The sequence below is a fragment of the Actinoplanes derwentensis genome, assembly GCF_900104725.1.
GTDB classification, from domain to species: Bacteria; Actinomycetota; Actinomycetes; order Mycobacteriales; family Micromonosporaceae; genus Actinoplanes; species Actinoplanes derwentensis.
In genome coordinates this window covers 9,954,978-9,970,045 of record NZ_LT629758.1, presented here as the reverse complement: position 1 = coordinate 9,970,045, position 15,068 = coordinate 9,954,978, and the positions used below count along the sequence as shown (strand labels likewise).

Sequence of the window (15,068 nt, the reverse complement as noted above, 5' to 3'; positions counted from 1 at the left end):
TCGGTGCACCCCCAGACATGAGGAGAACCGAGATGCGCAGATGGCGAACCCTTCTGGCCGTTCTGGCCGCAACGGTCACGGCCGCCACGATGTCCCCGGCACCCGCGTCCGCCGACCCCGTCACCCCGACCGTCGTCGGCGGCACCACCGCCACCCTCGGTGAGTTCCCGTTCATGGTTCGCCTGTCGATGGGCTGCGGCGGCGCCCTCTACAGCCCGACGCTGGTCCTGACCGCCGGCCACTGCGTCAGCGGCACCGGCACCAACACCTCGATCACCGCCACCTTCGGCGTCATCGACCTGCAGTCGACCAGCCGGGTCACCCGCAAGTCGAACTACGTCTACCGGGCGCCCGGCTACAACAGCACCGGCGACGACTGGGCGCTGATCCGCCTGGCCAGCGCGGTCAGCGGCACCAACATCGGCACCCTGCCGATCACCACGTCGACCACGTACGACACCGGCAACTTCACCATCGCCGGCTGGGGCGCCGCCAGCGAGGGTGGCGCGCAGCAGCGTTACCTGCGCAAGGCCACGGTCCCGTTCGTCAGTGACACCACCTGCAACTCCTCCAGCATGTACGCGGGCCAGGTCAACGCCGCCCGCGAGATCTGCGCCGGCTTCACCGCCGGTGGCGTCGACACCTGCCAGGGCGACTCCGGTGGGCCGATGTTCCGCCAGGGCGCGTCCGGCCTGGTCCAGGTCGGCATCGTCAGCTGGGGCGACGGTTGCGCCCGCCCGAACAAGCCGGGCGTCTACACCCAGGTCAGCTACTTCTCCGCAGCCATCAAGGCGGCAGCCACCTCCCTGGGCGGCTGATCCCCCACACCCCTGAAATGATCACCCCGGCAATCCGGGGTGATCATTTCTGCATGTCCCCTGTCGCTGCGCTGGAAGAAGACATCCGCAACCTGCTGGCCACCAACAACATGTGCGTGCTGGCCACCACCGACCCCGGAGGCGCCCCGCACGCCACTCCGGTGCGCTACTTCGCGGACGGTTTCACCCTGATCGTCACGTCCCTGGGCGACTCCCCCAAGATCCGCAACCTGCGCGCCGACCCGCGCATGTCAGCCGGCGTCTTCGCCCCGCTGACCACCCCGGAGAGCAGCCGCGGCGCCCAGCTCTTCGGCACCGCGCAGATCCTGACCCCCGGCGACCCCGGCTTCGACGCCCGCTGGCAGATCGTGACCCGGAGCATCCACGAGACCGAACGAACCCGCTTCCTGTCCGACCCGTCCCGCTGCGTCCTGGCCGTCCTCACCCCGGCCCGCATCGTCTACACCGACCACTGGCGACGCCGCGACGGCCACCCGACCCGCCGAACTCTCACCCTGTGACGAGCCGGGCGCGCACCTCCATCAAGGCGAAACCCAGGAGATTCAGGCCCCGCCAGCGGTACGGGTCGGCAGCGCGCTCGTCGTCGCGGGTCAGGCCGATGCCCCAGATCCGGTCCATCGGGCTCGCCTCGACGAGGATCCGGTCGCCGGTCGCGGTCAGGTAGTCCCGCAGTGCCGGGTCGGCGCTGAACTTCGCCAGGTTGCCGGCGACCACGATCGGCATCCGGTGTTCGTCCCAGATCCGCTGGTCGAAGCCGGCCACCCGCCCGCCCAGCTTCTTCGCCTCGTGCGGGTGCCCGGCGGCCAGGATCTTCCCGGCCATCACCTCGTCGCCGAACAGCTTCGCCTTGCGCCACATCATGTAGTGCTCGGCGGTCGCGAACTCCACCCCGTCGACCCGGAACACCGACGGGAACCACTGACTCAGGCACCCGGCTCCGGGGTCGCCGTCCTTCCCGGCCTGGTGGCCCCAGAAGTACAGGTACTTGACCCGCTCCCCGGCCTCCAGCACAGCCGTCAACCCGGCGACATCCCGAACATCCTCACTCATGGCCCCGAGTCTGCCCGCCCGGACCTGATCCCGCCCGTCATTTAACCGTCCGGGCGACTACAACCGACTACTATGTAGTCATGGCTGCTCCACGCTCGGTCCGCTTCGACGAAGACGTGCTCTCCCGGCTCGATCGCTACGTCCGCGAGCATCCGGGGTCCTCGTCGTCGTCGGTCGCCAACATGTTCATCGACGAGGCGCTGCGCTCCCACGAACACCCGGGCGTCATCTTCCGGCCGGGTCCCACCGGACGACGGGCGGCCCTGTCCGGCGGGCCCGACGTGTGGGAGGTGATCGGGGCGCTGAAGGACATCCGCGACGAAAATCCCGAGGCCGACCCGGCATCACTCCTCGCCGAACTCGCCGAGGTCACCGGATTGACGGCGACGATCGCCGGGATCGCGGTGCGCTATTACGCGGCCTACCCGGGCGAGATCGACGAACGGATCGTCCTCAACCGGGAGACCGCGGACCGGGAGGAGCGACTATGGGAGGCCCAGCAGGCGATTCTCCGGAAGCCGCATTCATGACGACCCTGATCCTCGACGAGATGTATCCGCCCTCTCTCGCGCAGCAACTGCGGGCCGCGGGGCATGACGCCGTCGCGGTGCTCGACGTCGAGGTCGGGCTCGCGTCCAAGACCGACGAGGACGTCCTCACCTGGGCCGCCCGCAACGACCGCTGCATCGTCACCGAGAACATCAGCGACTTCGCGCGCCTGGCGCAGCAGGGCTTCAGCCACGCCGGCATCGTCTTCGTGTCGAGCCGCCGTTTTCCGCGCACGTCATCGGGTCTGCACCGGCTCGCCAAAGCCATCGCCGAGTTCCCCGCTCCGGGCCGGGACGAGGTGGCCTGGCTGCACTGAGGCAGTGCAGGTTTTGGGACTCCCGGCTTTGATCTCCATGACGGCGTAGTGCCGGTGGGTTGCGGTGCGGAGGACTGCTGTCTGGCACCGGAAACAGGTCCCCGGCCGGCGCCACCGCGCGCTCGGCGAACCGCCGGTCTGTCTCGTGCTTGCCACGACGCGCCGCCTTAGCCAAGCCGGATCCGCCTGGATACCTCTTGCGCTCACGACTCCTGCCACCAGACCGCCCGGCACGTACGGCAGTTGCGGGCGTTCATGCCATCTGTCCGTGTCGCCGCGCTCCCTGCCAGGTGCGGGACCACTCACCCCCGCCCGCTCCGCTCCGAGCAGCCGGTTGACGGGGCCGGCCCCGTCAACCGGCGAGTTGGTCGAGCCAGTCCCGGAGCAGGCCGGTCTCGCTGGCCCTGAGTGGCGGGACCGGACCGTCGGGCAGGTGGGCCCGCAGGGCCGTAGCCGCGCTCGGCACGTCGGCGGGAGTCGCCGAGGTGCCGAACAGCGCGGCGATCATCGCGTCCCGGACCACGGTCACGACCGGATCGTCGGCCGAGCCACCTGTGCGGATCAGATGGAGCGCGGTGCCGACCGCGGCCGCCTCCATCGCGTCCGCGGCCTGCTGGACCGGCAGGACCAGCCGGTGCGACGCGGCCAGCCGTTGCATCTCGGTCTCCAGTTCCTGCCGGGCCGCACCCGCGGCCGGACTGGTCCGGCGGACCTGTGGATCGTCGTACATGAGGTTGTAGATGGCCGGGTTCTGCACGGCGAACGAGATGTGCATCGTCCAGCCGTCCCGCAGAGCGGTCATCAGGTCGCCGGTGGCCAGTCGCTGCTGCTTCTCCTGCAGGTAGCGGCGGAACCCGTCCTCGACCACCGCGTCCAGCAGACCGTTCTTGTCGCCGAAGTAGTGGTAGATCGTGGGCGATTTGACCCCGACGATCTCGCACACCGCGCGGATCGACACGTCGCCGCCGGGTGACTCGGTGAGCAGGCGCCCGGCCGCTTCCAGGATCTGCCGACGCGTCTCGGGGTCCGGCCGGATGTCTGCTCGTGGGCTCACAGGACGGTGACCCTACTTCATGTGCGTGCGGAACCACTCCAGCATCGGCTCCGGCCGGCGCTGGAACTCCAGGTAACCGTCCCACCGGGCGGTGGTTCCCTCGATCCACATCAGCTTCTTGTCCACCTGCGGGATGGCGTCGTACATCGCCTGCACGTCGGACGGCTCGGTCATCACGTCGTCGCGTACCTGGTAGAGAAAGGTCGGGACGGTCACGGCAGCCGCCGCGGGGACCGGCGTCAGCTGGGCGAACGGCAGTGCGCCTTTCAGCCGTACCTGCTGCTCGAGGTCGCCCAGACGATCCGGGATCCCGATGAGGTCCAGCAGGCGCCGCATGGTCACCTCCGCCGAGAGCGGCTGGGGCGCGACCAGGCAGCGCACGTCCTCGAACTCCTCCGGCCACGCCTCCATCGCCCAGAACGTGGCGTTGGCGCCGTTGCACCGGCTGAAGAGACCCACGGTCAGGTCGCGCAGGCGCTCGTCCGTCCGGGCGAACCGTAGGGAGCCGACCACGTCCCGTGCCTCGAACCGCCGGCCGGCGATGCCGCCGTTCGCCTCCGGGCTGAGGCCGAAGTTGCGCATGTCGTAGGTGAGGACGTGATAGCCCGCCTCGTGCAGGATGCGGTAGTCCTCCATGTAGTCGACCTCGAAGGTGTTGCCCCCGGCCGCCCCGAAGGTTCGCCAGGGCTCCAGGTGACTGGGGTAGCCGTACCGGTTGAACTGCAGCGGGTGATTGACGATGACCAGTTCGGTCGAGCCCGGGCGGGGGATGTACCAGGCTTCCAGCTGGACCCCGTCGGTGGCAGGGAAGGTCAGGTCCTCGTACTCCAGGCCCAGCTCGCCGGGCGTGCGCAGCACCGGGGCGCGGCCCGGGCGGGCCAGCACACCCGCCAGCTGATCCAGGATCTCATCGGTTGACGTCATATAACGACGATATAAGCTCGCCAACAACTTGTATAGCGCTGATACATGAGTCACATGTGGGGACGTGGCGCTGCCGGGATGATGGCGGTGCCGTATCGGTCGAGGAGTTGTGGACCTCGGTGACGGCTCGGCGGATGGTGCTGCGGTAGGAGTGGAACAGCACGGAGTCGAGTTGAGCATGGACGCGCAGGCCGGTGCCGGTGGTGGTCGCGGCGATGGACTGCACGATGACTTCGTGGCTGGTCAGCGGCCGGCCGCGCCAGTTCATGGTGATGTGGCAGAACAGTCGGTGCTCGATCTTGTTCCACTTCGGTGCGCGTGGGGGTAGTCGTTGCGGCCGGTAGTCGTCCACCAGCGGTGGATCGATTCGACGGCGAACCCGGCGGTGTCGTGGCTGGTGCCGACGTCGACCCAGCCGGTGTTGGCGGCCAGGTCGGACGATCACCTCGAACTTCGCCGCCGACATCGACCGCGTCTCACCCGTCACCGCTATAACAGATCAACGAACAGCAATCCCGGAAGCTACGGCTTGTTTCTCTGCAACGCCTGAGAGGGACGCCCTCAGCCGGTGAAGCGGGAGCTTCGGGCCATTGTTCGGTAGGCGGACAGGGCCGCGGTGTCGGTGTCGAAGCGGAAGTTGTGGTCGGTGCCCTGTTGGATGTCGGTGTCGAACCAGACGACCGCGCCGACGGCTGGGGTCTTCTCGACCCAGGTGTGCAGCTGCTTGATCCACTTTGCCTTGTTCTTCACGGCGGCCGTCTCGCTGAGGATGATCGGCTTGCGGGATCCGTACCGGGAAGTGATCGGGTTGAACAGCGTGGACGGGGTCTCGTTGTAGAAGTTGTAGCCCGAGATGCCGACCCAGTCGACGTACTCGTCACCGGGGTAGTAGTTCTGCACCTTGTTCCACGACACGTTCGGTGAGGAGTTCCAGTTGGGGCTCCAGACCCAGGCCACGTTGTCGGCGCCCTGCTCGGCGAAGATCCGGTGCAGGCGCTTCCAGGCCTTGACGTAGTTCGCCGGGCTCTGGCCGTTCTGCGCGCCGCCCCATTCGAACCAGTCGCCGTTCATCTCCCAGCCCCAGCGCAGCAGGATGGGGCGTTTCATGTTCTTCAGCTTGCGGGCGACGGAGCGGATGTTGGTGTTTGAACCGCCGTTGAGGATCCCGGCGTAGGGCGCGCCGTGCCACGAAACCATCAGGGTGCTGCTCTTGGCCACGTCGGGTTCGGACGTGGGCACGTAACCGTTCCACGGGTAGAACCGGTGGACGATCCGCTGTTCCCGGTCGAGTTGCCCGCGGCGCAGCGAGAGGCTCTGTTTCAGGTTCTTGCCGCCGAGCGCCAGGTACGACCCGAGCAGCACTTTGCCAGTGGGGGCCTGGACCGGGCCGCCGCGCCCGGACGGACCGGCGCCGGCGGTGGCCGGAGCCGAGGACGGCGCGGCCTTGGAAGCGGACGCGGATGCCGAGGCGGACGCGGACGTGGCGGCGGATGTGGCGGTCGCGGCCGACCCGAGACGGGCGGTCGCCGCCGTCGAGGGGGCCGCAGTGGGCGTTCCCGCCACTGTGGACGGCTGCGTGGCGGCTGAAGTGGCGGTGGCGGTGCCGCAGCCGGCGGCCCCGGTGAGGGCCAGCAGGGTCAGCATCTGACGGCGCTTCAAGTCTTCTTCCACCTCCGCATACGGTGATCACCGGTGGTGAACCGGGCCATCATGCACCACGTTCCGGAGCCACGTCAGTGGCTGACAGTGCAGAAGATGATGCAGGCCACAGCGATACGAGGGCATGTCCGACAAGTTCGGCCGAACAGCCCCGGCGCTCGTCCGTTCGGCCATCCACCTGCGGTTTCAGCAAACCGGCGGTGCCTGCGGCGTAGGTTTTCGAGTTGCCGGGGACGCCAAGCCGGCGCCTCCGGGACAACGGGGGAAGGCAGAGAGATGAAACTTCGCAACAGCTGTGCGCTGGCCGCCGGAGCACTGTTCCTGACGACCGCTGGACTCGCCGTCGTGTCGGCACCGGCCGTCGCCGCACCGGTACCCGCGACGACCGTCGCGGCCGCTTCGGCGCCGCAGTCGAGCCGGGATTTCCAGCGAGGTTACGAGAACGGATACCTGGCGGGCTGGCGTGAGGCCCGCAAGGAATGTTCGCCCTTGGGAACGGAGCTCTACAAGCTCGGCGATTCCGATTACGCCCGCGGGTTCGACAAAGGCTTCCGGCAGGGACACGCGGCAGGGATCAGGAAGTTCTGCAAGTACTACTGAGATCAACGTTGCCGGCCGGGGCACAACACGCCCCGGCCGGCAACGGCGTCAGCGGTAGAGGGCGCCGATCTCCCCCGCGTATCGCTCCTGGATGATCCGGCGCCGCAGTTTCAGCGTCGGGGTCAGTTCGCCGGTCTCCGGGGTCCACCCCCGAGACAGGATCCGGTACGTCTTGACCTGCTCGGGCCGGGACAATCTGCTGTTGGCCGTGGACACCGCCGCGTCGATCTCGGCGCGCAGCACCGGATCGTCGGCCAGGTCGGCGAGTGTGCCGAACGACAGGCCCTTCGCACCGGCCCAGATCGGGGCGGTCTCCTCGTCCAGGACGATCAGGGCGGTGACGTACGGCTGCCGGTCCCCGATCGCCACGGCCTGCGCGATCAGCGGGTGGGCGCGCAGCAGGTTCTCGATCTGGGCGGGTGAGATGTTCTTCCCGCTCGAGTTGATGATCAGCTCTTTCTTGCGGTCGGTGATGGTGAGGTAGCCGTCGCTGTCGAAGACCCCGACGTCTCCGGTGGCCAGCCACCCGTCGGCGTCGGTGACCGGGTCGACACCACCATCGGCTCGCAGGTATCCGGCGCAGACGAGCGGGCCGCGGACCAGGATCTCCCCGTCGTCGGCGAGACGGATCTGCATGCCGCCGTTGGGGCGGCCGACCGTACCCGTACGGAAATGGTCCGGGGTGTTGATCGTTGCCGTGCCGGTCGTCTCGGTCATCCCCCAGACCTCGAGCACGTCGACGCCGATGCTCGCGAGGTAGAGCAGGACCTCGACCGGGATCGGCGCGGCGCCGCTACCGGCCCAGAGCATGTTGTCCAGGCCCAGTCCCGCGCGCAACGGCTTGAGCACCTGCGCGTCCAGGATGGCGTGCTTGGCGGCCAGCTCAGCCGGGATCTCCGAGCCTGCTTGACGAATCTCGTGGACCTGCAGAGCGACCGCCCGGGCCATGTCGACGGCGGCCTTGACCTGCGGTTCGGCAGTGGCAAGCCGACCTTGCACTCCGGCGACCATCTTCTCCCAGATCCGGGGCACCCCGAAGAAGGAGACCGGCCGGATCCGGACCAGACCGGCGAGCAGCTGGGTGGGGTCGGGGCAGATGGTGACGTGCCCGGCCCGGTAGATCGGGTTGTAGACGCCGAGGACACGTTCGGCGATGTGCGCGAGCGGCAGGTAGGCCAGCGACGCGGCGTGCGCCGGGGTCTCGATGGTGTGCTCCATGACCACGGTCTGGTAGACGACGTTGCGGTGGGTGAGCACGACACCTTTCGGGTCGCCGGTGGTGCCGGAGGTGTAGAGCAGCGTGACCGGCTGGTCCGGGCGTACCTCCCGCCAGGTCTTCTCGAAGGCCGCCGGGTCGGCCTGGTGGGCGGCGGCACCCCGGACACTGACGTTTCGCAGCGCGACGATCCGGCCGCTGTCGTCGTCGGCGGCCCGGTCGGCGACCACGACCCGGCGGATCTCCGGGACGTCGGCGAGGATCGGCGCCCAACGGTCCAGCGCGGCCTCGTCCTCCAGCACCACGATCGCGGCACGACTGTGCCGGGCCAGGTAGTGCAGCTGGTCGGTGGAGAGGGTGGCGTAGACGGTGGACGGGACCGCGCCGAGGTGGACGGCGGCGAGGTCGATCAGCCAGTGCTCGGGCCGGCTGGACATCATGATCAGCATGCGGTCGCCGGAGCGCAGGCCGAGGTCGGCGAGACCTCGGGCGAGGACGGCTATCTCGTCACGCAGTTCCCGCCAGGTCAAGGTGCCGGGCGAGCCGAGCAGGCTGAGGGCCGGATGGTCCGGGAAGTCGGTGGCGTTGCGGTGCAGCAGTGCGGGGATCGTCAGGTCGCGGGCTATCGCGGAACAGCGCTGTTCGAGGACGGAATCCATGAGCTGCCTCCTGGAGAGAGCTATGGCGCGACTGTAAACGCGCGCTAACTTCCACGGAAGGCGTCATGCGAATCCGGCTTAACTTTCTAGGCTCGGAGCACGGTCATCATCAAACGATTCAGATGCCGGTCCATACCGGACCGGCGGTCGAAGCGGACCATTCGGCTCAGGTCGGTGACCAGGTTGAGGGCGGCGTGCACCAGGATCCGGGCCTCCGGTACGGGCAGTTCCGGGCGCAACCGGCCGAGCAGCCGCACCCACTCCTCGACGTGCAGCCGCTGCACCTTGCGCAGCTCATGCCGGTCGACCTCGGGCAGATTGTTGTTCTCCGCCAGGTAGACACTCACCAGGGCACTGCGCTCGAACGTCAGCTCCACGTACGACTCGGTCATCCGGCGCAGCGCGTCCGCGTCGTCGGCAGCACCGGTCAGAGCGGTCGCGGTGGACTCGGCGACCCGCTCGGAGGCGCGGTAGAACGCGGCCGCGAGGATGTCGGCCTTGCCGGGAAAGTAACGATAGACGCTGGACGCGGTGATTCCCGCGGCCCGGCCGATGTCCTCCACACCCACCGCGTGGTACCCGTGCCGGTGGAACAGTTTCACCGACTCGGCCAGCAGGATCTCCCGGCGGGCCGTCACACCCAGCACCGGTTCCGGCTCCGGGTGCTCGGTGGTGGGCGCCAGCGGCGTGGCCGGTTCGGCGCGCAGCACCGCGGCGGCCACCCGGCGCAGCACGGCCTCGGCGCGGCCGCGCGCGATCGCGGCCCGGTGGGTGCCGAGACTGCCGAGGACGCTGAGGGCGGCGCGGACCAGGGCGTGGGCGTCACGGCCGGTCAGCTCCGGGCGGGACTGCCGCAGCGGTACGGCCATCCGGGTCGCGAGGGCGGCCAGCTCCACCATGAACTCCTCGCGGTGCTCGGGCTCCAGGTAACGCCACTCCCACTGGTAGAGGCCGACCACCCGGCGATGCTCGACGGACAGCCGGGCCAGCACCCCGAGCAGGGTGCCGAGCCGCTGCTCCGGGTCGCCGTCGAGGGGCGGGCCGGTGGCTGCGCGGACCGCCTCGGCCAGCTCACGGGTGGCGTGGACGAGCATCGCGTACTTGTTGGGGAAGTGCCGGTAGATCGCCGGTCCGCTGATGCCGACGGCGGTGGCGATCTCGTCGAGGCTGACGCCGTGGTAGCCCCGCTCGCAGAACATCTCGGCGGCGGCCAGGGCGAGTTGTGCCCGGCGGTTCTTGGGCCGTCTGCGAACCGCGGGTGGCGCTGGCTCGCCGGCCTCGGCGATGCTCATGCCGCACAGCCTATCGGTGCTCTGTGGTACGTCCGGCCGTCGTCCCCATATCCTTGACACCTAGCGGAAACATCGGCAAAAGTTAGCCGCAATTCGCATTCAGGGGAGCTGTCGATGACGACCGAGGCCTATCTGTACGACGCCGTGCGGACCCCGCGCGGCCGGGGGAAGAAGACCGGATCCCTGCACGGGGTGAAACCCATCTCGCTGGTGGTGGGCCTGATCGACGAGCTGCGGCGGCGTTTCCCGACGGTCGACCCGGCCGACATCGAGGACGTGGTGCTCGGTGTGGTGTCCCCGATCGGCGACCAGGGCTCCGACCTCGCCAAGACGGCGGCGATCGCGGCCGGCCTGCCCTACACGACGGCCGGTGTGCAACTCAACCGGTTCTGCGGCTCCGGCCTGGAAGCGGTGAACATCGCCGCGCAGAAGGTCCGCTCCGGGTGGGAGGACCTGGTCCTCGCCGGTGGTGTCGAGTCGATGTCGCGGGTGCCGATGGGTTCCGACGGCGGCGCCTGGGCGATGGACCCGGAGACCGCGCTGAACACCGACTTCATCCCGCAGGGCATCAGCGCCGACCTGATCGCCACGTTGGACGGTTTCAGCCGGGAGACCGTCGACGCGTTCGCCGTCGGTTCGCAGCAGAAAGCCGCACGGGCCTGGGAGAACGGCTGGTTCGACCGCTCGGTGGTGCCGGTCCGCGACCGCAACGGCCTGCTGATCCTGGACTCCGACGAGCACATCCGCGCGGACAGCACGGTGGCGAGCCTGAGCAAGCTCCCGGCCTCGTTCGCGACGATCGGCGACCAGGGCGGTTTCGACGCGGTGGCGCTGCAGAAGTACCACTGGGTCGAGAAGATCACCCACGTGCACACGGCGGCCAACTCGTCCGGCATCGTGGACGGTGCGGCGCTGGTCCTGATCGGCTCGGCGAAGGCCGGTGAGCGGGCCGGGATCGCCCCGCGCGCCCGGATCGTGTCGGCCGCCCTCAGCGGCGCCGACCCGACGATCATGCTGACCGGCCCGGCGCCGGCCGCCCGCAAGGCCCTGGACAAGGCCGGCCTGACCGTCGACGACCTCGACCTGGTCGAGATCAACGAGGCGTTCGCGGCGGTGGTGCTGCACTTCATCGACGACCTGAAACTGGACCCGGAGAAGGTCAACGTCAACGGCGGGGCGATCGCCATGGGCCACCCGCTGGGCGCCACCGGCGCCATGATCCTCGGCACCCTGGTCGACGAGCTGGAACGGCGCGGTGGGCGGTACGGCCTGGCCACGCTCTGCATCGGCGGCGGCATGGGCATCGCCACCATCGTCGAACGACTCTGAGGGGAAATCCGATGTCCGAGACCATTCGTTACGACCGGGCCGACGACGGCATCGTGGTGCTGACGCTCGACGACCCGAGCCGCGGCGCCAACACCATGAACGACGCTTACGTGCGCAGCATGGAGGAGACGGTCAGCCGTCTCGAGGCCGAGCGCGACGAGATCACCGGTGTGATCATCACGTCGGCGAAGAAGTCCTGGTTCGCCGGCGGCGACCTGGACCAGCTCGGTTCGGTGCCGGCCGACCGGGGCGGCGACGTGTTCGCGATGTCCACCCGGGTCAAAGGACAGCTGCGGCGGCTGGAGACGCTGGGCCGGCCGGTGGTGGCCGCGCTCAACGGGTCGGCTCTGGGTGGCGGCCTGGAGCTGGCGCTCGCCACCCACCGCCGGATCGCGCTCAGCGATCCGCGGCTGGAGATCGGACTGCCCGAGGTGACACTCGGTCTGCTGCCCGCCGGTGGTGGCGTGGTGCGCACCGTGCGGCTGCTGGGCCTGGCCACCGCGCTGACCGAGGTGCTGCTCAAGGGCACCCGGCACAAGCTCGCCAAGGCGGTCCAGCTGGGCCTGATCGACGAGGTGGTGGACACCCCGGAGCAGCTGATCACCGCGGCCCGCGAGTGGATCATCCAGAACCCGGGCGCTGTCCAGCCGTGGGACACCAAGGGTTACCGGATCCCCGGAGGCTCACCGTCCACACCGTCGCTGGCCGCGATGCTGCCGGCCTTCCCGGCGAACCTGCGCAAGCAGCTCAAGAACGCGCCCTACCCGGCCCCCCGCAACATCCTGTCGGCGGCCGTCGAGGGTGCACAGGTCGACGTGGACACCGCGCTGGTCATCGAGACCCGGTACTTCGTCGAGCTGGTCACCGGCCAGGTCGCCAAGAACATGATCAAGGCGTTCTTCTTCGACCTGAACGAGGTGAGTCAGCGGGACATCGGCGAGGTCCCGCCGATCACCAAGGTCGCGGTGCTGGGCGCCGGCATGATGGGCGCGGCCATCGCGTACGTCAGCGCCCGCGCCGGGCTGCCCACGGTGCTGCGCGACGTCACCCTCGAAGGCGCGCAGCGTGGCAAGGCGTACTCGGAGAAACTGGTCGGAAAAGATGTCAGCCGTGGCCGCATCACGCCGGAGAAGGGCGAGGCCCTGCTCGGCCTGATCACCGCGACCGATCAGATCGCCGATCTGGCCGGAGCCGACCTGGTGATCGAGGCCGTCTTCGAGGACCCGGCGCTCAAGCACAAGGTGTTCGCCGAGATCGAGACAGTGGTCGCCCCGCACGCGCTGCTCTGCTCCAACACCTCCACGCTGCCGATCACCGCGCTCGCCGACGGGGTCAGCCGCCAGGCCGACTTCATCGGGCTGCACTTCTTCTCCCCCGTCGACAAGATGCCCCTGGTCGAGGTGATCAAAGGCGAGAAGACCAGCGACTTGACCGTACGGCGGTCCCTGGACGTGGTCCGCCGGCTCCGTAAGACGCCGATCGTGGTCAACGACAGTCGCGGCTTCTTCACCAGCCGGGTCATCGGCACGTTCACCAACGAGGGCATCGCGCTGCTCGCCGAGGGTGTCGCCCCGGCCAGCATCGAGCAGGCCAGCAGCCAGGCCGGATACCCCGCGCCGGTGCTGCAGCTGATGGACGAGCTGACCCTCACCCTGCCCCGCAAGATCCGCGACGAGTACCGGGCGGCCGCCTCCGCCGCCGGCCGGGAACGGGAGACGCACCCGGCCGACGAGGTCATCGACCGGATGATCGACGAGTTCGGGCGCCCCGGCCGGTCCGGTGGGGCGGGCTTCTACGAGTACACCGACGGCAAACGCACCGGGCTCTGGCCGGGACTGTCCGCGTTCGCCAGACCGGACGTGGCGATCCCGTTCGAGGACCTCAAGGAGCGGATGCTCTTCATCGAGGCCATCGAGACCGTGAAATGCCTGGACGAAGGGGTGCTGACCTCGGTCGCCGAGGCGAACATCGGCTCGATCCTGGGCATCGGTTACCCGGGCTGGACCGGGGGTGTGCTCCAGTACATCAACCAGTACGACGGGGGTCTCCCCGGTTTCGCCGCCCGCGCCCGGCAGCTCGCCGACCGGTACGGCGACCGGTTCACCCCGCCGCCGCTGCTGCTCGCCAAGGCCGAAGCCAACGAGACGTTCGTATAAGAACACGGGCCGATGTCTCGTGGGTCACGTGATCCACGAGACATCACCTGCATGAATTCCGATGAACGTCGGCTTCCGGCAGGACACCCGGCCGATGCATGATCGATGATCTCCGGACTACCGTCCACCCCGGAGGTTGATCATGAGCTTCGAACCGGAGTTACCCATCGGCCCGGTGGGTGAACCGTGGACCCCCGCGGTCCAGTCCCTGCTGCGGCATCTAGAGAACACGGGTTTCGACGGCGCGCCACCCGTCGGCGGCGCCGCCGGCCCGGCACTGCCCTGGCCGGAATGGGCCCGCAACGACGACACCCTGTGGCAGGTCGCCCAGTGGCTGCGGGAATACCACCAGGCGGTGGCCGGTTTCGTCCCACCCGCCGACGCGGTCTGGCGCAAAGGCGGCGCCTGGGAACCCGGCCTGATCATCGGCCACAACGACGCGGCACCGTACAACGCCACCCGCGACGGCCGCCGCCTCACCGGCTTCGTCGGCTGGGACTTCGCCGGCCCCGTCACCCGCGAGGCCGACCTGGCGTTCACCGCCTTCGCCTGGGTGCCGCTCAGTTTCGAGGACGGCTGGACCGAACTCGACGACCGCCCCCGGCGCCTGCGGCTCCTACTCGACGCCTACGGCTGGCGCGGCACCGCGGGCAGCATGATCCGCGAGGTCCGCGACCGGATGAGCGCCGCCATCCACGACATCCGCCGCCTGGCCACCGACGGTGACCACGACTGCCGCGAACTGATCCACTCCGGCCTCGACCTCCGTTTGGCCGCCGCCGTCAAGGAGCTGGCCGCGTTCCCCGCATAGACGACGCACCCACTAAGTGTGGATTTCGGCCCCTTCACCAGCATCGCCGGAGCAAACGGCATCGGGAAGTCCAACGTCTTCGACGCCATCGAGTTCCTGTCGTACCCGGCGAGCGATTCCTTGGTGGAGGCGGCCCGGCGGGTGCGAGGTGCTTCCGGCATCAGCGGCGATCCGCGTGACCTCTTCTGGGACGGCTACCGGGAGCACCCCCGGCAGATCCGTCTCGCCGCGGAGATGCTTGTCCCGGCCGAGGTGGAGGACGATCTCGGCGCCCCGACCACCCCCACCACCACGTTCCTTCGGTACGAGGTGACGCTGGGTTATTCCGCAGCCGACGGAGAAGGCGGCATCGGACTGCTCAAGGTCGCCGATGAGACAGGCCGGCGCCGGGAACGGGTTGCGAAACGGTTCAACCAGAACCGGCGGCAGCTCCTCGAACAGCTGGATCGGAACGGGGCGGTCACCAAGCTCGAAAGCTGGCAGCGTCTGGTGAGCGACATCGACGACATCGTCTCCCGATGGGCGGCGGGATGAGCGGGGGGACGGGCCGGGTAGCCGGTGAGGGGGCGCTCTCCGCCCGGCGGTCGCGGGAAAGGCCGGGCGGGCCGCCTGCC

15 protein-coding genes and 1 pseudogene are annotated in these 15,068 nt (G+C 69.1%); 9 read left to right on the top strand and 7 right to left on the bottom strand.

Annotated features, from left to right (window positions below):
- Positions 1 to 32: 32 nt before the first annotated feature.
- Together BLU81_RS44605 and BLU81_RS44600 are read left to right on the top strand one after the other, a co-directional pair.
- Positions 33 to 818 carry a S1 family peptidase gene (locus BLU81_RS44605; protein WP_092555429.1) on the top strand — a complete coding sequence of 262 codons (786 nt, stop codon included), beginning with the start codon at positions 33 to 35 and terminating at the stop codon, positions 816 to 818.
- A gap of 53 nt (positions 819 to 871) precedes the next feature.
- The gene (locus BLU81_RS44600; protein WP_092558551.1) at positions 872 to 1,339 is read left to right on the top strand and encodes a pyridoxamine 5'-phosphate oxidase family protein; all 468 of its coding nucleotides are present in this window, start codon (positions 872 to 874) and stop codon (positions 1,337 to 1,339) included.
- On the opposite strand, the gene BLU81_RS44595 is transcribed toward BLU81_RS44600, so the two are convergent.
- Entirely contained in the window at positions 1,329 to 1,889 is a 561-nt protein-coding gene (locus BLU81_RS44595) for an NADAR family protein (RefSeq protein ID WP_092555428.1), read from the bottom strand. The genes BLU81_RS44600 and BLU81_RS44595 overlap by 11 nt on opposite strands.
- An 80-nt stretch (positions 1,890 to 1,969) precedes the next feature.
- Here BLU81_RS44595 and BLU81_RS44590 point away from each other — a divergent pair, with 80 nt between their 5' ends.
- Positions 1,970 to 2,419: a hypothetical protein gene (locus BLU81_RS44590; RefSeq protein ID WP_092555427.1), complete on the top strand. Its 450-nt coding sequence runs from the start codon at positions 1,970 to 1,972 to the stop codon at positions 2,417 to 2,419.
- Positions 2,416 to 2,754 carry a DUF5615 family PIN-like protein gene (locus BLU81_RS48940; protein ID WP_157752035.1) on the top strand — a complete coding sequence of 113 codons (339 nt, stop codon included), beginning with the start codon at positions 2,416 to 2,418 and terminating at the stop codon, positions 2,752 to 2,754. Before BLU81_RS44590 ends, BLU81_RS48940 begins: the two co-directional genes overlap by 4 nt.
- A gap of 352 nt (positions 2,755 to 3,106) precedes the next feature.
- On the opposite strand, the gene BLU81_RS44580 is transcribed toward BLU81_RS48940, so the two are convergent.
- The 4 genes and pseudogenes from BLU81_RS44580 to BLU81_RS44565 form a co-directional block, all read right to left on the bottom strand.
- The gene (locus tag BLU81_RS44580) at positions 3,107 to 3,808 is read right to left on the bottom strand and encodes a TetR/AcrR family transcriptional regulator (protein WP_092555426.1); all 702 of its coding nucleotides are present in this window, start codon (positions 3,806 to 3,808) and stop codon (positions 3,107 to 3,109) included.
- Positions 3,809 to 3,820: 12 nt separating this feature from the next.
- Entirely contained in the window at positions 3,821 to 4,732 is a 912-nt protein-coding gene (locus BLU81_RS44575) for an alpha/beta hydrolase family protein (protein ID WP_092555425.1), read from the bottom strand.
- A pseudogene (locus BLU81_RS52200) lies at positions 4,716 to 5,167 on the bottom strand (ISAzo13-like element transposase-related protein); the annotation flags it as partial. The pseudogene BLU81_RS52200 and the gene BLU81_RS44575, both read right to left, overlap by 17 nt.
- 126 nt (positions 5,168 to 5,293) lie before the next feature.
- Positions 5,294 to 6,403 (bottom strand): glycoside hydrolase family 26 protein, encoded by a 1,110-nt coding sequence (locus BLU81_RS44565; RefSeq protein WP_157752034.1) that lies wholly within the window; start codon positions 6,401 to 6,403, stop codon positions 5,294 to 5,296.
- Positions 6,404 to 6,667: 264 nt separating this feature from the next.
- Between BLU81_RS44565 and BLU81_RS44560 the strand changes: the two genes are divergently transcribed.
- The gene (locus BLU81_RS44560) at positions 6,668 to 6,991 is read left to right on the top strand and encodes a hypothetical protein (RefSeq protein WP_092555422.1); all 324 of its coding nucleotides are present in this window, start codon (positions 6,668 to 6,670) and stop codon (positions 6,989 to 6,991) included.
- Positions 6,992 to 7,039: 48 nt separating this feature from the next.
- On the opposite strand, the gene BLU81_RS44555 is transcribed toward BLU81_RS44560, so the two are convergent.
- Both BLU81_RS44555 and BLU81_RS44550 read right to left on the bottom strand, forming a co-directional pair.
- A complete protein-coding gene (locus BLU81_RS44555) occupies positions 7,040 to 8,866 on the bottom strand; it encodes an AMP-dependent synthetase/ligase (protein WP_092555420.1) in 1,827 nt (608 codons plus the stop codon).
- Positions 8,867 to 8,952: 86 nt separating this feature from the next.
- Complete coding sequence (locus BLU81_RS44550) at positions 8,953 to 10,158, bottom strand: TetR/AcrR family transcriptional regulator (RefSeq protein ID WP_092555418.1); 1,206 nt, start codon at positions 10,156 to 10,158, stop codon at positions 8,953 to 8,955.
- A 114-nt stretch (positions 10,159 to 10,272) separates the two neighbouring features.
- On the opposite strand from BLU81_RS44550, the gene BLU81_RS44545 reads away from it, so the two are divergent.
- The 4 genes from BLU81_RS44545 to BLU81_RS44530 all read left to right on the top strand — a co-directional run bounded on the left by BLU81_RS44545 (position 10,273) and on the right by BLU81_RS44530 (position 14,988).
- Entirely contained in the window at positions 10,273 to 11,487 is a 1,215-nt protein-coding gene (locus BLU81_RS44545; protein ID WP_092555416.1) for an acetyl-CoA C-acetyltransferase, read from the top strand.
- An 11-nt stretch (positions 11,488 to 11,498) separates the two neighbouring features.
- Positions 11,499 to 13,643, top strand: coding sequence for a 3-hydroxyacyl-CoA dehydrogenase NAD-binding domain-containing protein (locus BLU81_RS44540; protein WP_092555414.1), 2,145 nt, complete (start codon positions 11,499 to 11,501; stop codon positions 13,641 to 13,643).
- Between the two features lie 142 nt (positions 13,644 to 13,785).
- A complete protein-coding gene (locus BLU81_RS44535) occupies positions 13,786 to 14,454 on the top strand; it encodes an aminoglycoside phosphotransferase/kinase family protein (RefSeq protein WP_092558549.1) in 669 nt (222 codons plus the stop codon).
- Between the two features lie 18 nt (positions 14,455 to 14,472).
- Positions 14,473 to 14,988 (top strand): AAA family ATPase, encoded by a 516-nt coding sequence (locus tag BLU81_RS44530; RefSeq protein WP_197686047.1) that lies wholly within the window; start codon positions 14,473 to 14,475, stop codon positions 14,986 to 14,988.
- The last annotated feature ends 80 nt before the right edge of the window (positions 14,989 to 15,068 follow it).